At 61.6% G+C, this 16,252-nt stretch carries 17 protein-coding genes, 1 tRNA gene and 1 pseudogene; 11 read left to right on the top strand and 8 right to left on the bottom strand.

Annotated elements, in window-relative coordinates:
- Positions 1-2: 2 nt before the first annotated feature.
- Positions 3-785: a histidinol-phosphatase gene (gene hisN, locus ACSKB8_RS18005; RefSeq protein ID WP_438105510.1), complete on the bottom strand. Its 783-nt coding sequence runs from the start codon at positions 783-785 to the stop codon at positions 3-5.
- Between hisN and ACSKB8_RS18000 the strand changes: the two genes are divergently transcribed.
- Positions 757-1,023 (top strand): hypothetical protein, encoded by a 267-nt coding sequence (locus tag ACSKB8_RS18000; RefSeq protein ID WP_438105509.1) that lies wholly within the window; start codon positions 757-759, stop codon positions 1,021-1,023. The two genes, hisN and ACSKB8_RS18000, sit on opposite strands and share 29 nt — an antisense overlap.
- A gap of 286 nt (positions 1,024-1,309) precedes the next feature.
- Here ACSKB8_RS18000 and ACSKB8_RS17995 read toward each other — a convergent pair.
- A pseudogene (locus tag ACSKB8_RS17995) lies at positions 1,310-2,199 on the bottom strand (N-formylglutamate amidohydrolase).
- 331 nt (positions 2,200-2,530) lie between these two features.
- Here ACSKB8_RS17995 and cpdR point away from each other — a divergent pair.
- From cpdR to ACSKB8_RS17980, 3 genes are all read left to right on the top strand, one after another.
- On the top strand, positions 2,531-2,890 hold the full coding sequence (cpdR, locus tag ACSKB8_RS17990) for a cell cycle two-component system response regulator CpdR (protein ID WP_007597092.1): 360 nt from the start codon (positions 2,531-2,533) through the stop codon (positions 2,888-2,890).
- A 74-nt stretch (positions 2,891-2,964) separates the two neighbouring features.
- Positions 2,965-3,039: transfer RNA gene (locus ACSKB8_RS17985), tRNA-Val, on the top strand.
- Between the two features lie 414 nt (positions 3,040-3,453).
- Positions 3,454-4,215 (top strand): hypothetical protein, encoded by a 762-nt coding sequence (locus ACSKB8_RS17980; RefSeq protein ID WP_438105508.1) that lies wholly within the window; start codon positions 3,454-3,456, stop codon positions 4,213-4,215.
- Positions 4,216-4,615: 400 nt separating this feature from the next.
- On the opposite strand, the gene ACSKB8_RS17975 is transcribed toward ACSKB8_RS17980, so the two are convergent.
- The 4 genes from ACSKB8_RS17975 to ACSKB8_RS17960 all read right to left on the bottom strand — a co-directional run bounded on the left by ACSKB8_RS17975 (position 4,616) and on the right by ACSKB8_RS17960 (position 7,974).
- A protein-coding gene (locus ACSKB8_RS17975) for an IS5 family transposase (RefSeq protein WP_438102468.1) occupies positions 4,616-5,364 on the bottom strand; the annotation gives its coding sequence in 2 pieces (ribosomal slippage) (positions 4,616-5,034 and positions 5,034-5,364; 750 coding nt in all).
- A gap of 365 nt (positions 5,365-5,729) precedes the next feature.
- Positions 5,730-6,335: a peroxidase-related enzyme gene (locus ACSKB8_RS17970; protein ID WP_438105507.1), complete on the bottom strand. Its 606-nt coding sequence runs from the start codon at positions 6,333-6,335 to the stop codon at positions 5,730-5,732.
- A complete protein-coding gene (locus tag ACSKB8_RS17965) occupies positions 6,332-6,823 on the bottom strand; it encodes a CMD domain-containing protein (RefSeq protein ID WP_438105506.1) in 492 nt (163 codons plus the stop codon). Before ACSKB8_RS17965 ends, ACSKB8_RS17970 begins: the two co-directional genes overlap by 4 nt.
- Positions 6,820-7,974 carry a PLP-dependent cysteine synthase family protein gene (locus tag ACSKB8_RS17960; protein WP_438110578.1) on the bottom strand — a complete coding sequence of 385 codons (1,155 nt, stop codon included), beginning with the start codon at positions 7,972-7,974 and terminating at the stop codon, positions 6,820-6,822. The genes ACSKB8_RS17965 and ACSKB8_RS17960 overlap by 4 nt, the downstream gene beginning before the upstream one ends.
- 85 nt (positions 7,975-8,059) lie before the next feature.
- Between ACSKB8_RS17960 and ACSKB8_RS17955 the strand changes: the two genes are divergently transcribed.
- From ACSKB8_RS17955 to ACSKB8_RS17930, 6 genes are all read left to right on the top strand, one after another.
- Entirely contained in the window at positions 8,060-9,040 is a 981-nt protein-coding gene (locus ACSKB8_RS17955) for a LysR family transcriptional regulator (RefSeq protein ID WP_438105505.1), read from the top strand.
- The gene (locus ACSKB8_RS17950; RefSeq protein WP_438105504.1) at positions 9,037-10,500 is read left to right on the top strand and encodes an NAD(P)-binding domain-containing protein; all 1,464 of its coding nucleotides are present in this window, start codon (positions 9,037-9,039) and stop codon (positions 10,498-10,500) included. The genes ACSKB8_RS17955 and ACSKB8_RS17950 overlap by 4 nt, the downstream gene beginning before the upstream one ends.
- A gap of 24 nt (positions 10,501-10,524) precedes the next feature.
- Entirely contained in the window at positions 10,525-11,829 is a 1,305-nt protein-coding gene (locus ACSKB8_RS17945) for a citrate-proton symporter (protein WP_438105503.1), read from the top strand.
- A gap of 18 nt (positions 11,830-11,847) precedes the next feature.
- Positions 11,848-12,039 (top strand): hypothetical protein, encoded by a 192-nt coding sequence (locus ACSKB8_RS17940; protein WP_438105502.1) that lies wholly within the window; start codon positions 11,848-11,850, stop codon positions 12,037-12,039.
- Positions 12,040-12,260: 221 nt separating this feature from the next.
- Complete coding sequence (locus ACSKB8_RS17935; RefSeq protein WP_438105501.1) at positions 12,261-12,998, top strand: hypothetical protein; 738 nt, start codon at positions 12,261-12,263, stop codon at positions 12,996-12,998.
- Positions 12,985-13,431 carry a hypothetical protein gene (locus ACSKB8_RS17930; protein ID WP_438105500.1) on the top strand — a complete coding sequence of 149 codons (447 nt, stop codon included), beginning with the start codon at positions 12,985-12,987 and terminating at the stop codon, positions 13,429-13,431. The genes ACSKB8_RS17935 and ACSKB8_RS17930 overlap by 14 nt, the downstream gene beginning before the upstream one ends.
- Positions 13,432-13,732: 301 nt before the next feature.
- Here ACSKB8_RS17930 and ACSKB8_RS17925 read toward each other — a convergent pair whose 3' ends face one another.
- A complete protein-coding gene (locus ACSKB8_RS17925; protein WP_438105499.1) occupies positions 13,733-14,734 on the bottom strand; it encodes an ABC transporter substrate-binding protein in 1,002 nt (333 codons plus the stop codon).
- Between the two features lie 215 nt (positions 14,735-14,949).
- A complete protein-coding gene (locus ACSKB8_RS17920) occupies positions 14,950-15,204 on the bottom strand; it encodes a hypothetical protein (protein ID WP_438105498.1) in 255 nt (84 codons plus the stop codon).
- On the opposite strand from ACSKB8_RS17920, the gene ACSKB8_RS17915 reads away from it, so the two are divergent.
- On the top strand, positions 15,203-16,099 hold the full coding sequence (locus ACSKB8_RS17915) for a c-type cytochrome (RefSeq protein WP_438105497.1): 897 nt from the start codon (positions 15,203-15,205) through the stop codon (positions 16,097-16,099). The two genes, ACSKB8_RS17920 and ACSKB8_RS17915, sit on opposite strands and share 2 nt — an antisense overlap.
- The last annotated feature ends 153 nt before the right edge of the window (positions 16,100-16,252 follow it).

Raw genomic sequence — 16,252 nt, 5'->3', positions numbered from 1 at the left:
TGTTATTGGTTCAAAAGCTTGAGTGCTTCTTCGTGGACCCTGGGGTCGCCGGCCGCGATGATGCGGCCGCCCGCCTGGGCCGGCTTGCCTTCCCAGGTGGTGACGACGCCGCCGGCGCCGGTCACGATCGGGATCAGCGCCGCGATGTCGTAAGGCTTCAGCTCGGTCTCGACCACGAGGTCGACATGGCCGGCGGCGAGCATGCAATAGGAGTAGCAGTCGCCGCCATAGCGCGACAGCCGCGCGCCCTGCTCGATGCGGCCGAAGATGGCACGGTCGCTCTCGTTCATCAGCAGCGGACTGGTGGTGTAGGTCGTGGCTTCCGAGAGTGAGGCACAGCGCCGGGCCTGGAGCCGGCGCTCGCCGGAAGGCCCCTTGTAATTGGCCGAGCCGTTGTCGCCGGAGAAGCGTTCGCCGATGAAGGGCTGGTGCATCATGCCGAACACCGGCGCGCCCTTGTGCAGCAGCGCGATCAGGGTGCCCCAGATCGGAAAGCCGCCGATGAAGGATTTGGTGCCGTCGATGGGATCGAGCACCCAGACATAGTCGGCATCGTCGCGCTCATTGCCGAATTCCTCGCCGACGATGCCGTGCTGGGGGAAGCTGGCCTTGATCAGCCGCCGCATTACGGCCTCCGCGGCGCGGTCGGCCTCCGTCACGGGATCGAAATCCTTGGTCTTGCTCTTGTCGTCGACCGACAGCGAGGTGCGGAAGAACGGCAGGATGGTTTCGCCGGAGGCGGTGGCGAGCCGTCCGATGAAGGCGGAGAAGTCGATCACCGTCACGGCGTGTCCTCAAAAGCGAAAGTCGGATGAAGCTCGCTTCTGCCTAGCTCAAATCGGCAGAATCTTGCAGCGCTGTCTTGATTTGCTCCCTGGTATTTTGAATGCCGCAACCGGTTGCCTCATCTCAGTCATCTCCTGGCCAAATATCGATCACAGTATTGAAAACTTAGTTCCGACCATGCCTCGTTTGTATGCAAACACTTATCAACCCATTGAATTTCCTTATCAAAGAAACTGAATCTGGGTTTCCATGGAAGCAATTGAGCCATGTCCTAATGCATGGGAAATGACTGAAAAGCCCTTGCACTTTGTGCGGCGCGGTCGCATATTGTTGCGGTGCGGTAGCGCTTGGCGTTACCGCTGCCCTCCTTGGGCGTTTCCTCCCTAGACTTGGGCCGCTTCTTCATCAGAAGCGGCCCTTTTTCTTTGGGCCTCCGTTTTCATTTCAGGGCGCGCAAACTTGCGAAGCGAAAACGCGTTCGCGCCGTTGGCGCGCGGCACTGTCGTCCGAGAGTAAGAGGCGGCTATTCCGCTGCGGCCTGGAACGAGCCGAGATCGCCGAATGGGATCGTGCTCGCCAGCACGTCGGCGAGGATGCCGAAGTCGTTTGCGACTTGCGCAAAGCGCGGACCGCGCTCGCGCCGCCGTTCGTCCATGTAGATCGCGCGATTGAGCTCGAGCTGCACCGCGTGCAGGCCGCTCGCGGGGTTGCCGTAATGCTCAGTGATAAAGCCGCCGGCATAGGGCTTGTTGCGGCCGATCGAATAGCCGAGACCCGTCATGGTCTCCTCGACGCGGTCGGGAAGCAGCGGCGTGCAGCTCGTGCCGTAGCGGTCGCCGATCACGATATCGGGCCGGCGCGGCTCGTCTCTGCTGACGCCGACCGATGGCATAGAGTGGCAGTCGACCAGCACCACGGTGCCGAACAGCTGGTGCACCTTGTTGATCAGTCGGCGCAGCGCGCGGTGGTAGGGCTTGTACAGCGTCTCGATCCGCCCCAGCGCATCGTCGACCAGGATTCGGTCGCGGTAGATTTCCTGTCCGTCGCCGACCACGCGCGGAATGGTGCCGAGACCGCCGGCGACCCGCATCGAGCGGGTGTTGGCAAAGCTCGGCAGGCGGCCGGTGAACATGCGGGGATCGAGCTCATAGGGCTCGCGGTTGACGTCGACATAGGAGCGGGGAAAGTTGACCCGCACGGTCGGAAAGCCGCGATCGCTCAAATGGCCGATCAGCTCGTCCATGAAGAATCTTCGGACCGCCGCAGCGTCGGCAGGTCGATCTTGGATGCGCTGAGGAATTCGTCCGGATAGGTCGAGCCGGAATGGGGCGAGTTGAAGATGACCGGGGCACGCCATTGCGCAGGCTCCACGATCTCGAAGGCTGGCGACGTCTCGCCGTCAAACCGGGTCATCTTCTCAGGCTTCGTCCCTTCGCGCCGGGATCTGGCATGGTCCAGATCGCATTGATTCGGCCGATCGAGCGGCTCTTATGTGACGTCATTGTCCGGAATCGCAACCATTCTGCCAAGCGAAAAGATGTGATGGGCACTGGAACACGTCTTAACCCTGCGGGCAGCGAGGTGGGGATCTCCGTGCGCGGCTCGATTGATTCGAGCTGCGTTCAGGTTCACAAAGGGCCGGCAGCAGCAGCCGTCTCAGGGTTAAGATTTTCACCCCAAATTTACCCTCTGTCGGGCTTAGTGACCTCTGCTGATATCCTCTGGGGATTTGACGTTTCCTGCCATGCCAAAGATCCTGCTCGCCGAAGACGACAACGACATGCGCCGCTTCCTGGTCAAGGCGCTGGAAAACGCCGGTTTTCAGGTCTCGTCCCATGACAACGGCATGGCCGCCTATCAGCGGTTGCGGGAAGAGCCGTTCGAGATGCTGCTGACCGACATCGTGATGCCGGAGATGGACGGCATCGAGCTCGCCCGCCGCGCCTCGGAACTCGACCCCGACATCAAGATCATGTTCATCACCGGCTTCGCCGCGGTGGCCCTGAACTCGGATTCGGACGCCCCCAAGAACGCCAAGGTGCTGTCCAAGCCCGTCCATCTGCGCGAATTGGTCAGCGAAGTGAACAAGATGCTGGCGGCCTGAATCGGCCCCCTTCCGTCCTTGCGCCGGCTCCCCTGAGCCGTTATAGGGACCCCACCCGATCTAGACGACCTCTAGGGCACGTAGCTCAGCGGGAGAGCACTACCTTGACATGGTAGGGGTCACAGGTTCGATCCCTGTCGTGCCCACCATCTTCTTCAATGACTTAGGCGCCCCGCGCCTGAGGCCTGAAGAGGTGGTTTCCACGAACTTTCCACGACAGCCCATTTTGGCCTGGGCTGCCCCATCCAGCTCCGGTCGGATGCCCAGATGCGCGCGCTCGGCTTCCAGGTCCTTGGAAAAGGAGACCGAAGCATAGCTTCGCTTCCCCCACGTTACTCCGAAGGTAACGCAGGAGGCCGCGTGCACTTTCTCGATCATTGCTTCGGCCGCAGCCATCACTTCTCGATTCCCATCCAGCGCGCCAAGTCGTGTCGACTGGGAGACAACGCGCAACAGCAGTGTCATGCGAAGCGGCCCTGCCGTCAACAGCACGTTTTTTTGGTCAAGCCAGTGTAATGGCGTATGCTTATGGGCCCCTTCGTCTTCGATTCGGCCCTCAGCGCATGTCCCCATCCCCTGGAAGAATAGCCAGCGAGTGGCTCGCTTACATTCGGCCTCACGTCCGCCCCTACGAGGCGCTCGGCCGAGGCGATCGGCGCGACTACATCGCCAAGCTGTCGAAACGCGTCAAGCTGAGCGATAACACACTGCGGCGTTTTATCTGGGCTGCCCAGTATCTCGATGCTGAGGGTATCAAGGAGCTGCCCTCTGGCGTTCGGATGCCCGTCGCTGCTGTCGAGCGCGTGGCTCGGATTGCGGCCCGTCAACCCGAGAAACGACAGCAATTGCTCAAGGATGTTGCCGAGGGCAGGCTGACCATCGTTGAACTCAGGGAGCTCCTCAAGAGGAGCACCAGAGCTGTCGCCAAGCGCCAGCGCGTTTCACACCCTGAAGAGCCGCTGGAGAAGCGGGCGTTGGCAGCGCTCGAGGCGCGGGGGGTTCTCAAGCGGTCGGATGCGGTGCTTGCCACGTTTCAGGGGCTGGACCACTGGTCGTACTTCGATTCGCACACCAAGCCTGCTCTGGTTATTCTCCTTTCGCGGGACCGGCGCATCGTCGTCATGGATGACAGATCGGTCGGCGGCACGGCTGCCTCGTTCACGAGGCAGCGGAGAGAGTTCTTGCGCAACATTCTCGCCGGTGCGGGCCTCTATGATTTAGTCCTCGTCTTCGCCTCGATCTGGCACGAGGACGTTGGAAAATTAGTGCGCACAATGCGGCCGGAGATGCGGCAGCGTGTAATTTTGTTTGAGCCAGAGGCGTAGTGGCAGAGGCGCGAGGTTGGGCAAAGTTGTGCGAAAACCAATTGGCGAGCCGGACAGCGACAGTGATGCGCCTAAGTTGCGACCGGATAAGGCCCCGAAAAGCGGCGTTAAAACGAAAAGAGCGCCAATCGGCGCTCTTTTCAACCACCCCACGATGGGGTTCCTACATCTTTCTTGGATACCTTCGTAAAGTTCAAGCAGTTTCAACCTTCCCGCATCAGGGATCGCTCGACTAGGCGCCTCAACCAAATCACCTCACGATTGCGAGGGATGCTTGGTTGGTGACAACATACGATTTGCTTCTGCCGACAGCAAGAAGTGGCCGGTCCATCAACTGAGCGATGGTTAATGATAGCGCTGCTGAATTCCGTGCAGATGCTCTAAGGCCTGTTTACAGTCGCTAGTTTGCGAGGAAAGCCGCGACGAGATTGAGGAGGCCGGCAAAGCAGGCGTCTGTCTTTTCGTAGCGAGTTGCGATGCGGCGGAATGCCTTGAGCTGGCAGAAGAAGTTCTCGACCAGGTGGCGCCATTTGTACATTTCGGCGTCGTGCGGGATGCGCCCGGCGCGGTCGGCCTTGGACGGGATGACCGCTGCGGCGCCGCGTTGGTTCAGATTGGCGCGCAGCCAGTTATTATCGAAGGCCTTGTCGCCGATCAGCGCTTCAAAATCGAGGCCAGTGATCAAAGGCTCGACGCCAATGCTGTCGTGACGCTGGCCGGGCAGCAGGACGAAGCGAATGAGATTGCCGAGTGCGTCGACCAGAGCCATGATTTTGGTAGTCAGGCCACCACGCGAGCGGCCTATGGCCTGATTTTGAGTCCCCCTTTTGCCCCGGTGCCATGTTGGTGGACCCGGACGAGTGTGCCGTCGATCAGGACATATTCGAAATCGGGATCGTCACAGAGAGCTTTGAAGACCCGCTCCCAGACCCCCTTCTGCGCCCAGCGCCAGAAGCGCGTATACACTGTGAACCACTTGCCGAACGCTTCCGGCAGATCTCGCCACGGCGAGCCCGTGCGCGCAATCCAAAGAACTGCTTCGATAAAGAGCCGGTTGTTACGCCCGGTGCCGCCGGGATCACCGGCTTTGCCAGACAATTCCGGCGCAATCCGCTCCCACTGCGCATCGCTCAACATCAATCGAATCAAGGCTGATCTCCAATTTTCAGCCTTGAATCAATTTTCTACTGATTTGGGAATCCTGTCTGTAAACAGGCCTTAGTGCGGTACTCGCAGCCCCAAGCATGCGTAATTTCTTCCAAGGCTGTTGGACACAAAGCTCGTCGTCCACTCATTCACCATGGTCAGAGTGCGGCTAGAGATCGGTACACGGATCGCCGAAGATCGCGACAGATAAGGAATCTAACAAAACCTTATCAGTCTAGCCCGGGCGCCTATTCTCGTCCGACTGAAACGGCATATCGAGCGGCGTCTCCATAAGCGCGCAAGGTATCTACGACGTTTGGTGATCGAAGCACTACGAGATTGCCTCGCGTGATTTCAGTTTGATGTGATCACCGTTTCAGGCGCAGTTGCAGTAGACTGGATCGCGTCACCGGCTCGCCCAGCGTATGCATCAGCCGGTTGGCCCAGCCGAAGATCGCCGCCGACAGTACGAGGTCAAACTGTTCGAGTTCGCTCAGTCCGGCGTCAACGAGCGCTTGTGCGTCCTCCGCGCCGGCTTCGACCGGCATGGTCGAAAGTTTCGTAGCGAAGGCGAACAACGCCTGCTGCCGCGATTCGAGCTTCGCATCGCGCTCGTCGGCAAAGATGGTATCGACGATATCGTTGCGCTTGGTGAGGCCGATGAAGCGCGACGAATGCACCGCCGCGCAATAGATGCAGCGATTGACGATGGAGGCGGAGAGCGCGCCCAGCTCCCGCTCCGCTGGCGACAGGCCGTCCTTGCCGTACATGATGAGATTGAATAGCGGCGAGCGCACCTCGAGCGACTCCGGATCGTGTGCCAGGGTCAGGATGTAAGGCGACACGCCCTTGTTAGACGGGGTCACCTTCATCGCGGCGAGTTGCTCCGGGGAGGCCTTGGCGAGCTCGACTGGCGTGACATAGGGCGCCCAGGTCGGGACGGTGGTTGTGAAGCTGCGTACCGGTTCGCTCATCGGCCCCCAATCCTCTTCAGAAGCTTCAGGCCGACGACGACCCGCAACTGGTAATTCACAAAGGCGGCGAGCTCGGACAGGCGTACGATATCAGCTTCATCGATGGAGGCTGCCTTGAGCGTTTCGATATCCTGCCGTGTGGCCTCGCGTGGCGCGAGCGTCAGGAGATCGGCATGATCGGCCATGGCATCGTGTCGTGCGGCGCCGGACTTGCCGTTGGGATGGGCGAGCGCTGCGACGTCGAGATCGTTCGAATGCGCGAGATAGGATTGGTAATGCGCTGCGAGGGCGTCGTCGCGGAGATGCCGGCACATGCGCGCGGCAAGCGCAGCCCGCAGGCCATGGCTCAGTCCGCCGGGCTCGCGCGGCACGATCACCGCATCGTGGGCAGCCTCGCTGAGGCGCAAAATCTCGGCACGCGCCTTCAGCGCTTCGCCGAGCCGCGACGCGGTGGGAACGGCGGCCATTGTCTCGATCAGCGTCGTCATGCAGCACCCTGCATTCTTGGATTGATTGTGTCCTCGACGGTGAGGTCGAGAGGCTCTCCGGTAGCCAGGAATGACATCAGCGCGGTCTCATGGGGCTCCGGATTGAGCCCGCGCGCCGCGAGCCATTGCGGCTCGTAATAAGTCTGCCGATAACGCTCGCCGGAGTCGCAGATCAGGGTGACCAGCGATCCCGTCCGGCCGGCGAGCCGCATCTCCGACGCCAGCCGGCACAACGCCAGGAAGTTGGTGCCCGTGGAGCCGCCGACCGCCCGTCGTAGGCGGCGCGAGAGCACGTTCATGGCGGCAATGGTCGCCGCATCCGGAATCTTCATCATCCGATCGACCACGCCCGGCACGAAGGAGGGCTCGCAGCGCGGACGGCCGACGCCTTCGATCAGGGACGGCCGCTCGCAGGTCTGCGAGCAGTCCTGGTCACGGAAGCAGTCGAAGAAGGCGGAATGCTCGACGTCGGCGACGCAGAGTCGTGTCGGGAACTGGCGATAGCGCAGATAGCGGCCGATGGTCGCCGAGGTACCGCCGGTGCCCGCGCCCATCACGATCCAGTCCGGCAGCGGGCGGGGCTCGCCCTTCAGCTGGGTGAAGATCGATTCCGCGATATTGTTGTTGCCGCGCCAGTCCGTGGCGCGCTCGGCGAAGGTGAACTGGTCCATGTAGTGGCCGCCGAGGCGCGAGGCGAGCGCACCAGCTTCCGCATAGAGCGCGCGGCCGTCGTCGATCAGATGGCACTTGCCGCCATAGTGCGCGATCGCGGCGATCTTCTCGGCGGATGTCGTGCGCGGCATCACCGCGTAGAACGGCACACCGATCATCTCTGCGAAATAGGCTTCCGAAACCGCGGTCGATCCCGACGAGGCCTCGACCACGGGCGTACCCTCGCGGATGTGACCATTGCAGAGTGCATAGAGGAACAGTGAGCGCGCCAGGCGATGCTTGAGGCTGCCGGTCGGATGGGTCGATTCATCCTTCAGATAGATGTTGATGCCGGAAAGGGCCGGCACGATCAGCCGGATCAGATGGGTATCGGCCGTGCGGCACTGGTCCGCCTCGATTGCGGCCACCGCGTCGTCGACCCAGCCGCGGCGATAAGCCGGTCGGGACGAATTTTCGGGGTGGGCGGACGAAGATTCCATCAGCATGAGAGCAAATATCTCATAATGCCTATTGCACATCAAGAAATATTGTTCATTCTATATTCGCATAGTAGGACGGCGGCCCATGAATCATGACGTCATCGACATTCGCTGGCTCGAGGCCTTTGCGGCCGTGATGTCGGCCGGCAGCATCACCGGGGCTGCGCGCCTGCTTGGCCGCTCGCAACCGGTGGTCACGCGCCAGATTCAGGATCTGGAGACAGACGTCGGCTATCTCCTGTTCACCAGAAACGGACCTCGCATCAGTCCCACGCCAAAGGCCATTCTATTTCATGCCGAGGTCGAGCGGCTGCTGATGGGGCTGAAGCACATCCGCCAGCGCGCCAACGCGATTGGTGCGGGCGTGCTTCCGGTGCTCAGCGTGGCGGCGATTCCGGCGCTGGCCGCAGGCTTCGTTCCGGCGGCGCTTGCCGCACTCGAGCGCGAATTGTTGCCGAGCCAAGTGCATGTGCAGGCGCTGTCGGCCGAGAACGTGGTCCAATCGGTGCTGTCGCAGTCGGTGGACTTCGGTCTCGCGAGCCTGCCTGTCCAGCATCCCGGCCTCGATGTGCAATGGGTCTGCCAGGTGCCCTGTGTGGCCTGCCTCGCCACGGATCATCCGCTCGCCAAGAAGAAAGTGATCCGCTTGAAGGACCTTGGCGGCCGGCGCCTCCTGACCATGGCCAACCCCTACCGGCTGCGTCGCCGGGTCGACGAGGCGCTCGAACGCGAGGGCGTTGCGGCGGGTGAAGTCATCGATACCAATTCCTCGCTGACCGCGATCGCGATGGCCAAGCAGTCGCTTGGCATTGCCATCGTCGAACCGGTGCTGACATCGAGCCTTCCGGTGGAAGGCGTCGTCACGCGCAGCCTCGACGTCTCCATTCCCTTCCTGTTTGCTGCATTGTCGCCGACAGGGCGCGAACTGACGCCCACGATTGCAGCCCTCAATGATGCGCTGCGCGCCGCCGTCGCAATGATGCGGGGCGCCAAGCTCCACGCCGGTTCGGCCGCGCTGAGCGAGGCCGACGACGAAGCAGACGAAGCCGAGAAAGCAAGTTCATGATGACGGTCGCGCCGAATCCAGCGGGTCTTGCCGCGCTTGAAGAGCGCCTGAAGCAGGATCTCGCCTGGCTGGAATTGCCGGCCAAGTCCTGGGTGCCCCGCCGCGTCGTGGATGGCGAAACTATCGTTGACGTCGTGATTGTCGGCGCCGGCATGGCGGGTCTCGTGGCATCCGCGATGCTGAAACGGCTCGGCGTCGACAACCATCTCGTGCTCGATCGCGCGCGGCCAGGAGAGGAGGGGCCGTGGGTCACGTTCGCGCGGATGCGGACCTTGCGCTCGCCCAAGGAATTGACGGGTCCCGCGATGGGCATGCCCGCGCTCACGTTCCGCGCTTTCTATGAAGCGCAGTATGGCAAGGCGGCCTGGCAGGCGCTCGATCGGGCGCCGCGCACGATGTGGATGGATTACCTGATCTGGTATCGCAAGGTACTCGACCTTCCGGTCCACAACGAGGTCTCGGTGGAGCGCATCCGTGCCCATGGCGCGCTGTTCGCGCTCGATACAGTCGAAGGCGGTCGCGCGCGACGGATCCTGGCGCGTCATGTGGTGCTGGCGACGGGACGCGACGGCCTCGGCGGCGCTTACGTGCCGCCGCTCGCCAATCGTCTGGACAGGCGGTTCTGGGCGCATTCGGCCCACGCAATCGATTTCGCAAGGCTTGTTGGCAAGCGCGTCGCTGTCGTGGGTGCCGGCGCCTCGGCGATGGACAATGCGGCCGTTGCGCTCGAGGCCGGCGCCGCCAGGCTCGATATCTTCATCCGCCGGCCGGATATTCCACGCGTCAACAAGTTCACAGGGATCGGCAGCCAGGGTGTTGTGCACGGCTTTGCCGGCCTGTCCGATGAATGGAAGTGGCGCTTTCTCGACTACACCTTGAAGGCACAGACGCCGCCGCCGCGCCAAAGCGTGCTACGCGTCTCCGCCTATCCCCAGGCGCATTTCCATCTGGCGAGTCCGATCGAGGATCTCATCGTCGAGCGCGATCATCTGGTCGTGACGACTCCGAAGGGTCGCTACGACACCGACTTCGTCATTTTCGGCACCGGCTTCAAGGCCGATCTGGCGCTGCGGCCGGAGCTTGCGGAATTCGCAGCGCATATCCGATTCTGGCGTGACCGCTTTCCGGCGCCGGCCGGAATGGACAATGCGGAACTGTCGGGCTCGCCGGATCTCGGCGACAGCTTCGAATTCCTGGAGAAGGTGCCGGGCAGCTGCCCGATGCTGTCGCGGCTGCACTGCTTCAACTATCCCGCCACGCTCAGCCACGGCAAGCTCTCCGGTGACATCCCGGCGATCAGCGAGGGCGCGGACCGGCTTACGCGCGGCATCGTCCGCCGCCTCTTCGTCGACGACCGTGAGATTCACCTCGCCAACCTCAAGGCATTTTCCACCACTGAGATCCTCGGCGACGAATGGCGGGATGCGGACGCCGACGTAGCTCACGGCCTCATCGACTAGCACCATCAACAAGGGCAGGCGCACATGCAGACGAACAGGAAGGCTATCGTGGCGGCGATCGCCGGCAACGCGATGGAATGGTACGACTTCACGGTGTTTGCATTGATGACGCCCGTCATCAAGAACTTGTTCTTCCCGGTCGATCCCAAGGTGCCGAGCAGCGAGATCAACGCGCTGCTGCTCACGACGGCGCTGTTCGGCACCGGCTTCTTCATGCGGCCGATTGGCGGCATCGTGCTCGGCTATTTCGGCGATCGGCGGGGGCGCAAGGCCGCCATGACGCTCGGCATGGGGCTGATGGCCGTCGCGGTCGCGTTGCTGGCGCTGACGCCGACCTACGCCACCGCGGGCATCGCGGCGCCGCTCATCGTTCTCCTCGCCCGCTTGTTGCAGGGATTTTCGGTCGGCGGCGAGTTCGGGACCTCGACGGCCTATCTCATCGAGGCGGCGCCGCCCGGCCGCACCGGTTTCTATGGTTCCTGGCAAATCGCAGGCCAGCTCATGGCCAACGTGCTCGGCGCGGTTCTCGGCGCGATCCTGACGCTCGCTTTCACCCAGGAGCAGCTCACCGCGGGTGCCTGGCGCATTCCCTTCTTCGTTGGTCTCGCGATCGTGCCGGTCCTGCTCTACATGCGCACGAGCGTGCTGGAGCCCGAAGCGTCCCGGCGCAACATGGCGACGGCGCACCGCGAGAGCTTCATCGAGGCTCTGAGAAATCCCGGTCGCAATTTCCTGATCGGCATGGGCATGGTGGTCGCGAGCGCAGTCTCATTCTACGTCACCTTCGGCTACACCGTGACCTACGCCAAGGAGACCCTGAAGCTGCCGTTGATGCAGAGTTTCCTGGTACAGATGATTGCGGCGATCGTGATGGTCATTGTCGTCCCGATCGCCGGCGCCGTGTCGGACCGCTATCCGCGCAAGCCGCTGCTGCTGGCCTCCCTGATCGGCTATTTCGTGCTGCTCTATCCCCTCTACGCCTGGGTGGTCGCCGAGCCCTCGATCGCAAAGCTCCTGGTCTGCCAGGTCGTGATCGGGTCCTTCAGCGCCTTCTTCCTTGGCGTCTACTGTACCACGCTGGTCGAACTGTTCCCGATCCGGGTCCGCTCCACCTCGCTGTCGATCGTCAACAATGTCGCGGTGCTGGTGTTTGGCGGCTTTGCCCAGTTCTTCGTGACCTGGCTGATCGCGCTCACCGGCTCCCCGCTCGCGCCGATCTTTTACGTCATGATCGGTGTCGGTCTCGGCCTCGTCGCGGTGATCGCCATGCGGCCGGACGAAGGTGGGCGCAGCGCACAGGCGGATCGTGTCCTGGAGCATGCTTCTTAGCGGACGTGCTCAACAATCGTGACGTTTCAACTCAACGATGCTCGTCTTGGCAGGCTGACGCAGTTCGGCTGGCGCTTCCATACGCAAGATGGCGCTCTCTCGTCCGTGTCGGTGGGCAGCCTTGGCCAGTGGACCGCGACGATCCCATCACGGAGATCGTCGCCAAAAAAGATCATCGAGATGCCTGAAATTGTCCGCACCGCAGACTAGCGCAACTGATAAGCTTTCATACGAAAGCTTATCAGTGAATGTGGCAGGTTCGATGCTTCTCGGGCGCGCCAAAGCGCTTCGATGAGCGGAGTCTGCCCGCGGTCGGCGTCTACATCCTTCCAGATCGCGATTGTATGCTTCTCAATCACCATGGCCTCTCATAGCAGGATCGGGGGCCGGAGCAATGTCGTAATCACAGGTCGTTGGTGTTGGCACACAAGATGACAAAGACGTGTATCATTTGCGGAAAACGGGCCGGTTCGGCGGAACATGTATTTCCTGCGGTGCTCGCCGGCAGGCGCACCAATCGAGGCATCTATTGCGGGCCGCACAACAATGGGTTCTCTCCCCTGGCAAAGGCCATCGGAGATCAGCTTAAGGCAATCAACGCCCTGCTGGCCGTTCGTCCAGATCATAAGGATGACGCCGAACCTTTTCACTACACTTCGCCCGAGGGTGATCAACTCGTCATCTTCGACGGAAGGGTTCATCGCGCAACAACAACCGCCGCCAATAAGGACGAGCGGCTACATGTTCAGCTCGTCTTTGGCAGAGACGAGGGTCTCAAGGCAGTGGCCTATATTGCCGTGACTTTCTTCGCACACCATTATCAGGACTATGCGCGCAAGCCAGGCCTTAAGCCCATCAAAGACTTTCTTCTTGCTCCGGGCGCAAATGAATTCGTGTGGTGGGAGAGCGGAGCGCATCTGGAGAGCCTGCCTCCGAATCCCTTCGCTTTTGGTCATACAATCGTGCTCACGACCGCGGCGGCGACGGGGAAGGCGAATGCCTTCGTGTCATTCTTTGGCAGCCTTAATTTCGGGCCGGCTCTAGGCGAGGTAGACGGGCTTTCCGACGAAACCATAGTGGTCTTCATCGATCCCGCAGGCAGAGCGCCCCCCGGACGACATTCGATCGACCCGCCACGGCGCAGTCCTAATCGATGTGGTACGGCCTGAGCCACTACATGCTCATCTCGCCAAGACCGTCAGCGAAGGCACGGGCCAAAAAAGCCTACAGAAGCTCCTCGAGCGGATCGAGGAGTGGAAGTTCGGGAAGGAAATGGCCCTTGTCCTCAATCGGTTTAACGCAACCCGTAGATTGGCGACGGCGGACCAAAAGCCGATGGTGAGGAAAATCGTCGAAGAGCAGGCTTCCCGGATCTATCGCCTCATGCGGCACGTTGCCGATGGATTTGAGGCTGCCAAAAGTGGGGGAACAGGACCGGAGCAAATCATTATTCCGATCCTCAAAGGGATGATCACCGTCAACGCGCACCCTGGTCCTACTTTCAATCGGGATGGCGAAGAGACGATGCTCGGTTCACTCGAAGCTTTCACGGACGATATCGGCCTTACGTCATGTTCCCCGGCAAACCCAATGAGCACCTGATGATCCCGGTGCACTCGCAAGAGCTAACCACGGGCAGCGCGCGGTGACGCGCGTGGACGCCGCCGTGCCTTCGAGACCAGCGGCACAGCGGCGAACGTCAGCTCGGATGCTCCAATGGCGTAAAGTCGAGTTGATCGGCTGCACGACGACGCACGTTGCCACGTCGGCGTCGGGTCAACAGCGCCGATTTGAATGGCGCCGTGTCACTTCCGGTCTGCCCCGATCAGCAGACCATATCTGAGTCAAACCGAACTTCGCCATCGGGCCAATTCCGGACTCGTGCAACGCAGCAGAGGCGTCTCTATTCGATCACCTCGTCGGCGCGGGCGTGCAGCATCGGCGGGACAGTGATGCCCAGCGCCTTCGCGGCTTTGAGATTGATGACCAACTCGAATTTGGTCGGCTGCATAACCGGCAAGTCGGCGGGCTTGGCGCCCTGAAGAATTTTGCCGGTATAAAGTCCAACCTGCCGGTACGCGTCGGCCAGGCTGATCCCGTAGCTCATCAGGCCGCCGGCCACGGCAAACTCTCGGAACTCGTAGATTCCGGGAACGGCGTAGCGCGCTGCCAGTGTGACGATCTGCTGGCGGTGAGCGTTGAAGAACGGATCGGCCGCGACAAGGAGAGCGTCGGCATGCTGCTCGGCCAGGATCGCGAAGGCCCTGTCAAGTTCCGGCTCGTTGTGTGCCCTCAGAACGTGAATCTTCCGCGCGAGGCTTTGCGCACCCGCGTTCGCTTCCGTCAACTGGCTGTCGGCGCCGGGGGTACCCGGATTGACCAGCATGGCGATGGTCGCGGCGGTTGGCACCAGTTCGTGCAGCAGGTCCAGCCGCTTGGCTTCCAAAGAGTTGGTCATCACGTGAACGCCGGTGGCGTTTCCGCCGGGTCGGTTTAGGCTAACAACAAGGCCCAGCTCGACAGGATCAGTGGCTGAGGAAAACACGGTCGGAATTGTGGTGGTCGCAGCCTTTGCGGCTAGCGCCGAGGCGCCACCGCCGGTCGCAACAATCACCGCAACCTGGCGCCGGACCAGATCGGCAGCCAGCGCGGGCAAGCGATCATTGTGATTCTCGGCCCAGCGATATTCGATCACGAGGTTGTGGCCTTCGATAAAGCCGGCTTCCTTCAGGCCGTCGCGGAACGCGGCTACGGGGCGGGCGATCGCATCAGGCGACAGGTTGTTGAGGAATCCAATGACCGGTGTGGCCGGCTGCTGCGCGCTTGTCGAGAGCGGCGCGACGACGGTGGCCGCTCCCATCAAACTTATAAAACACCGGCGCCCAATCATGATCGCTCCGATCATGTCATTTCCTCCGATTTCGGCAGTGCGCGACGAGCCATCATAGCCACTGAAATGATTTGGATTAAAGGTTGGTCGGGTCATTCGCGCCGTTCTAGCAGTGCGCCGACCACTTCCGGTCTACCCCGAACAGCAGACGTGGGTACCGGCCCTGATCCAGGTCTCCGAAGGGCCAAGAGCAGTCAAGCCTCTTTCCCCCACCATGTGATCGATGTAGCCTAACGATTGAGCGGCTCAACGGGATGTGCCGAAGTCCCCCCGACTATTGTGATGAGCAGCAATTGTCGGCAGGCATCGCCTTCTCCACTGATCACCTTTTTGCAGTGGCGTCCTCTCGTGTGTGTTCCGCCGCGGAACACGGCCTGAGAAGCAGGAGGGCTTATCATGAAGAGGTTAAAGGGCGCGATAAAAATCGCCATAGCTTTCCTTGCGTTGGCAACAGTTTGCGTGGCGCTATCCATCACGACGGCCATGGCGAACTCGCCGCCACAGTGGGCTTATCCGGAGAACAATCCCAACTACAAGCCGCCGGTCGATGACGGTAACGTTGTGCGTGTGCCGAACAGCACGGCCGGTTATACCTGGAGCCAGCTCCGGGACCCATTCATCGCGCCGATTTGGCACCCGGCCGACCATCGGCCACTGCCGGACATCGTAGCCAACGGCCGCAAGCCCAACGTGTTCGCCTGCGGGTATTGTCACCGCGCCGACGGGCCTGGGGGTCCGGAAAACGCTGACCTCGCAGGTCTTCCGAAGAGCTACATCATCCAACAAATGGCTGATTATAAGAGCGGCTTGCGCGGCACCGCCGTCGCTGGCCGCCTGCCGCCGAGTTTGATGATCGCCCTTTCCAAGCCGATCACCGATACGGAAGTGGAAGCAGCGGCGGCCTATTTTTCCGGCCTCCAGCCGCGCAAACGCATCAAGGTGGTCGAGAGCGATGCCGCGCCGAAAAGTTACATCGCGGCGTTCCTCTGGGCAGCGGTGGAGGGCGGTGAACGTGAGCCGCTTGGGCAACGCATTCTCGAAATTCCCGACGACCTGCTGCGTTTCGAGAGCCGCGATCCGCGCTCGACCTTCACCGCCTATGTGCCGGTCGGCAGCCTAGCGAAAGGCGAGGCACTGGTGAAAGGCGGGTCGGGAAAGACTATCGTATGCGCCACGTGCCACGGGCTGGAGCTCAAGGGGCTCGGGCCGTTACCGAGCATCGCCGGCCGCTCGCCGAGCTACATGTTTCGCCAGCTCTACGATTTCGGGCATGGCGCGCGGCGCGGCGAGTGGAGCCCGCTGATGGCGCAGGTGGTGAACAACCTCGATCAGGACGACATGCTGGCGATAGTAGCCTATCTTGCTTCACTCGATCCGTGACGCAGGGGCGGGCCGCCGACCTATGAGGACAGCTCCGACGGAAGCAGGGCCAAAGTCAACTACAAGCGTCGCCCCGCAATGCCGACGATTTAGTCCAGCCGCTTTGCGTCATAATGCGAAGAACTCAACCTGAGGAAATCTAGTCCGCTCCAC

The organism is Bradyrhizobium sp. BR 1432, assembly GCF_051547705.1.
GTDB lineage: Bacteria > Pseudomonadota > Alphaproteobacteria > Rhizobiales > Xanthobacteraceae > Bradyrhizobium > Bradyrhizobium zhanjiangense.
The sequence above is the reverse complement of the archived record's forward strand: the minus strand, read 5'-3'. Positions and strand labels throughout refer to the sequence as shown.

What these genes read in the sequence shown, in the direction of transcription:
- ACSKB8_RS18000 (WP_438105509.1), top strand. Translation starts at nt 757, where the DNA reads ATGAAGGCGGAGAAGTCGATCACCGTCACGGCGTGTCCTCAAAAGCGA.
- cpdR (WP_007597092.1), top strand. Translation starts at nt 2,531, where the DNA reads ATGCCAAAGATCCTGCTCGCCGAAGACGACAACGACATGCGCCGCTTC.
- ACSKB8_RS17980 (WP_438105508.1), top strand. Translation starts at nt 3,454, where the DNA reads ATGTCCCCATCCCCTGGAAGAATAGCCAGCGAGTGGCTCGCTTACATT.
- ACSKB8_RS17970 (WP_438105507.1), bottom strand. Translation starts at nt 6,335, where the DNA reads ATGAGCGAACCGGTACGCAGCTTCACAACCACCGTCCCGACCTGGGCG.
- ACSKB8_RS17965 (WP_438105506.1), bottom strand. Translation starts at nt 6,823, where the DNA reads ATGACGACGCTGATCGAGACAATGGCCGCCGTTCCCACCGCGTCGCGG.
- ACSKB8_RS17960 (WP_438110578.1), bottom strand. Translation starts at nt 7,974, where the DNA reads ATGGAATCTTCGTCCGCCCACCCCGAAAATTCGTCCCGACCGGCTTAT.
- ACSKB8_RS17955 (WP_438105505.1), top strand. Translation starts at nt 8,060, where the DNA reads ATGAATCATGACGTCATCGACATTCGCTGGCTCGAGGCCTTTGCGGCC.
- ACSKB8_RS17950 (WP_438105504.1), top strand. Translation starts at nt 9,037, where the DNA reads ATGATGACGGTCGCGCCGAATCCAGCGGGTCTTGCCGCGCTTGAAGAG.
- ACSKB8_RS17945 (WP_438105503.1), top strand. Translation starts at nt 10,525, where the DNA reads ATGCAGACGAACAGGAAGGCTATCGTGGCGGCGATCGCCGGCAACGCG.
- ACSKB8_RS17935 (WP_438105501.1), top strand. Translation starts at nt 12,261, where the DNA reads ATGACAAAGACGTGTATCATTTGCGGAAAACGGGCCGGTTCGGCGGAA.
- ACSKB8_RS17925 (WP_438105499.1), bottom strand. Translation starts at nt 14,734, where the DNA reads ATGATCGGAGCGATCATGATTGGGCGCCGGTGTTTTATAAGTTTGATG.
- ACSKB8_RS17915 (WP_438105497.1), top strand. Translation starts at nt 15,203, where the DNA reads ATGGCGAACTCGCCGCCACAGTGGGCTTATCCGGAGAACAATCCCAAC.
- ACSKB8_RS17920 (WP_438105498.1), bottom strand. Translation starts at nt 15,204, where the DNA reads ATGGCCGTCGTGATGGATAGCGCCACGCAAACTGTTGCCAACGCAAGG.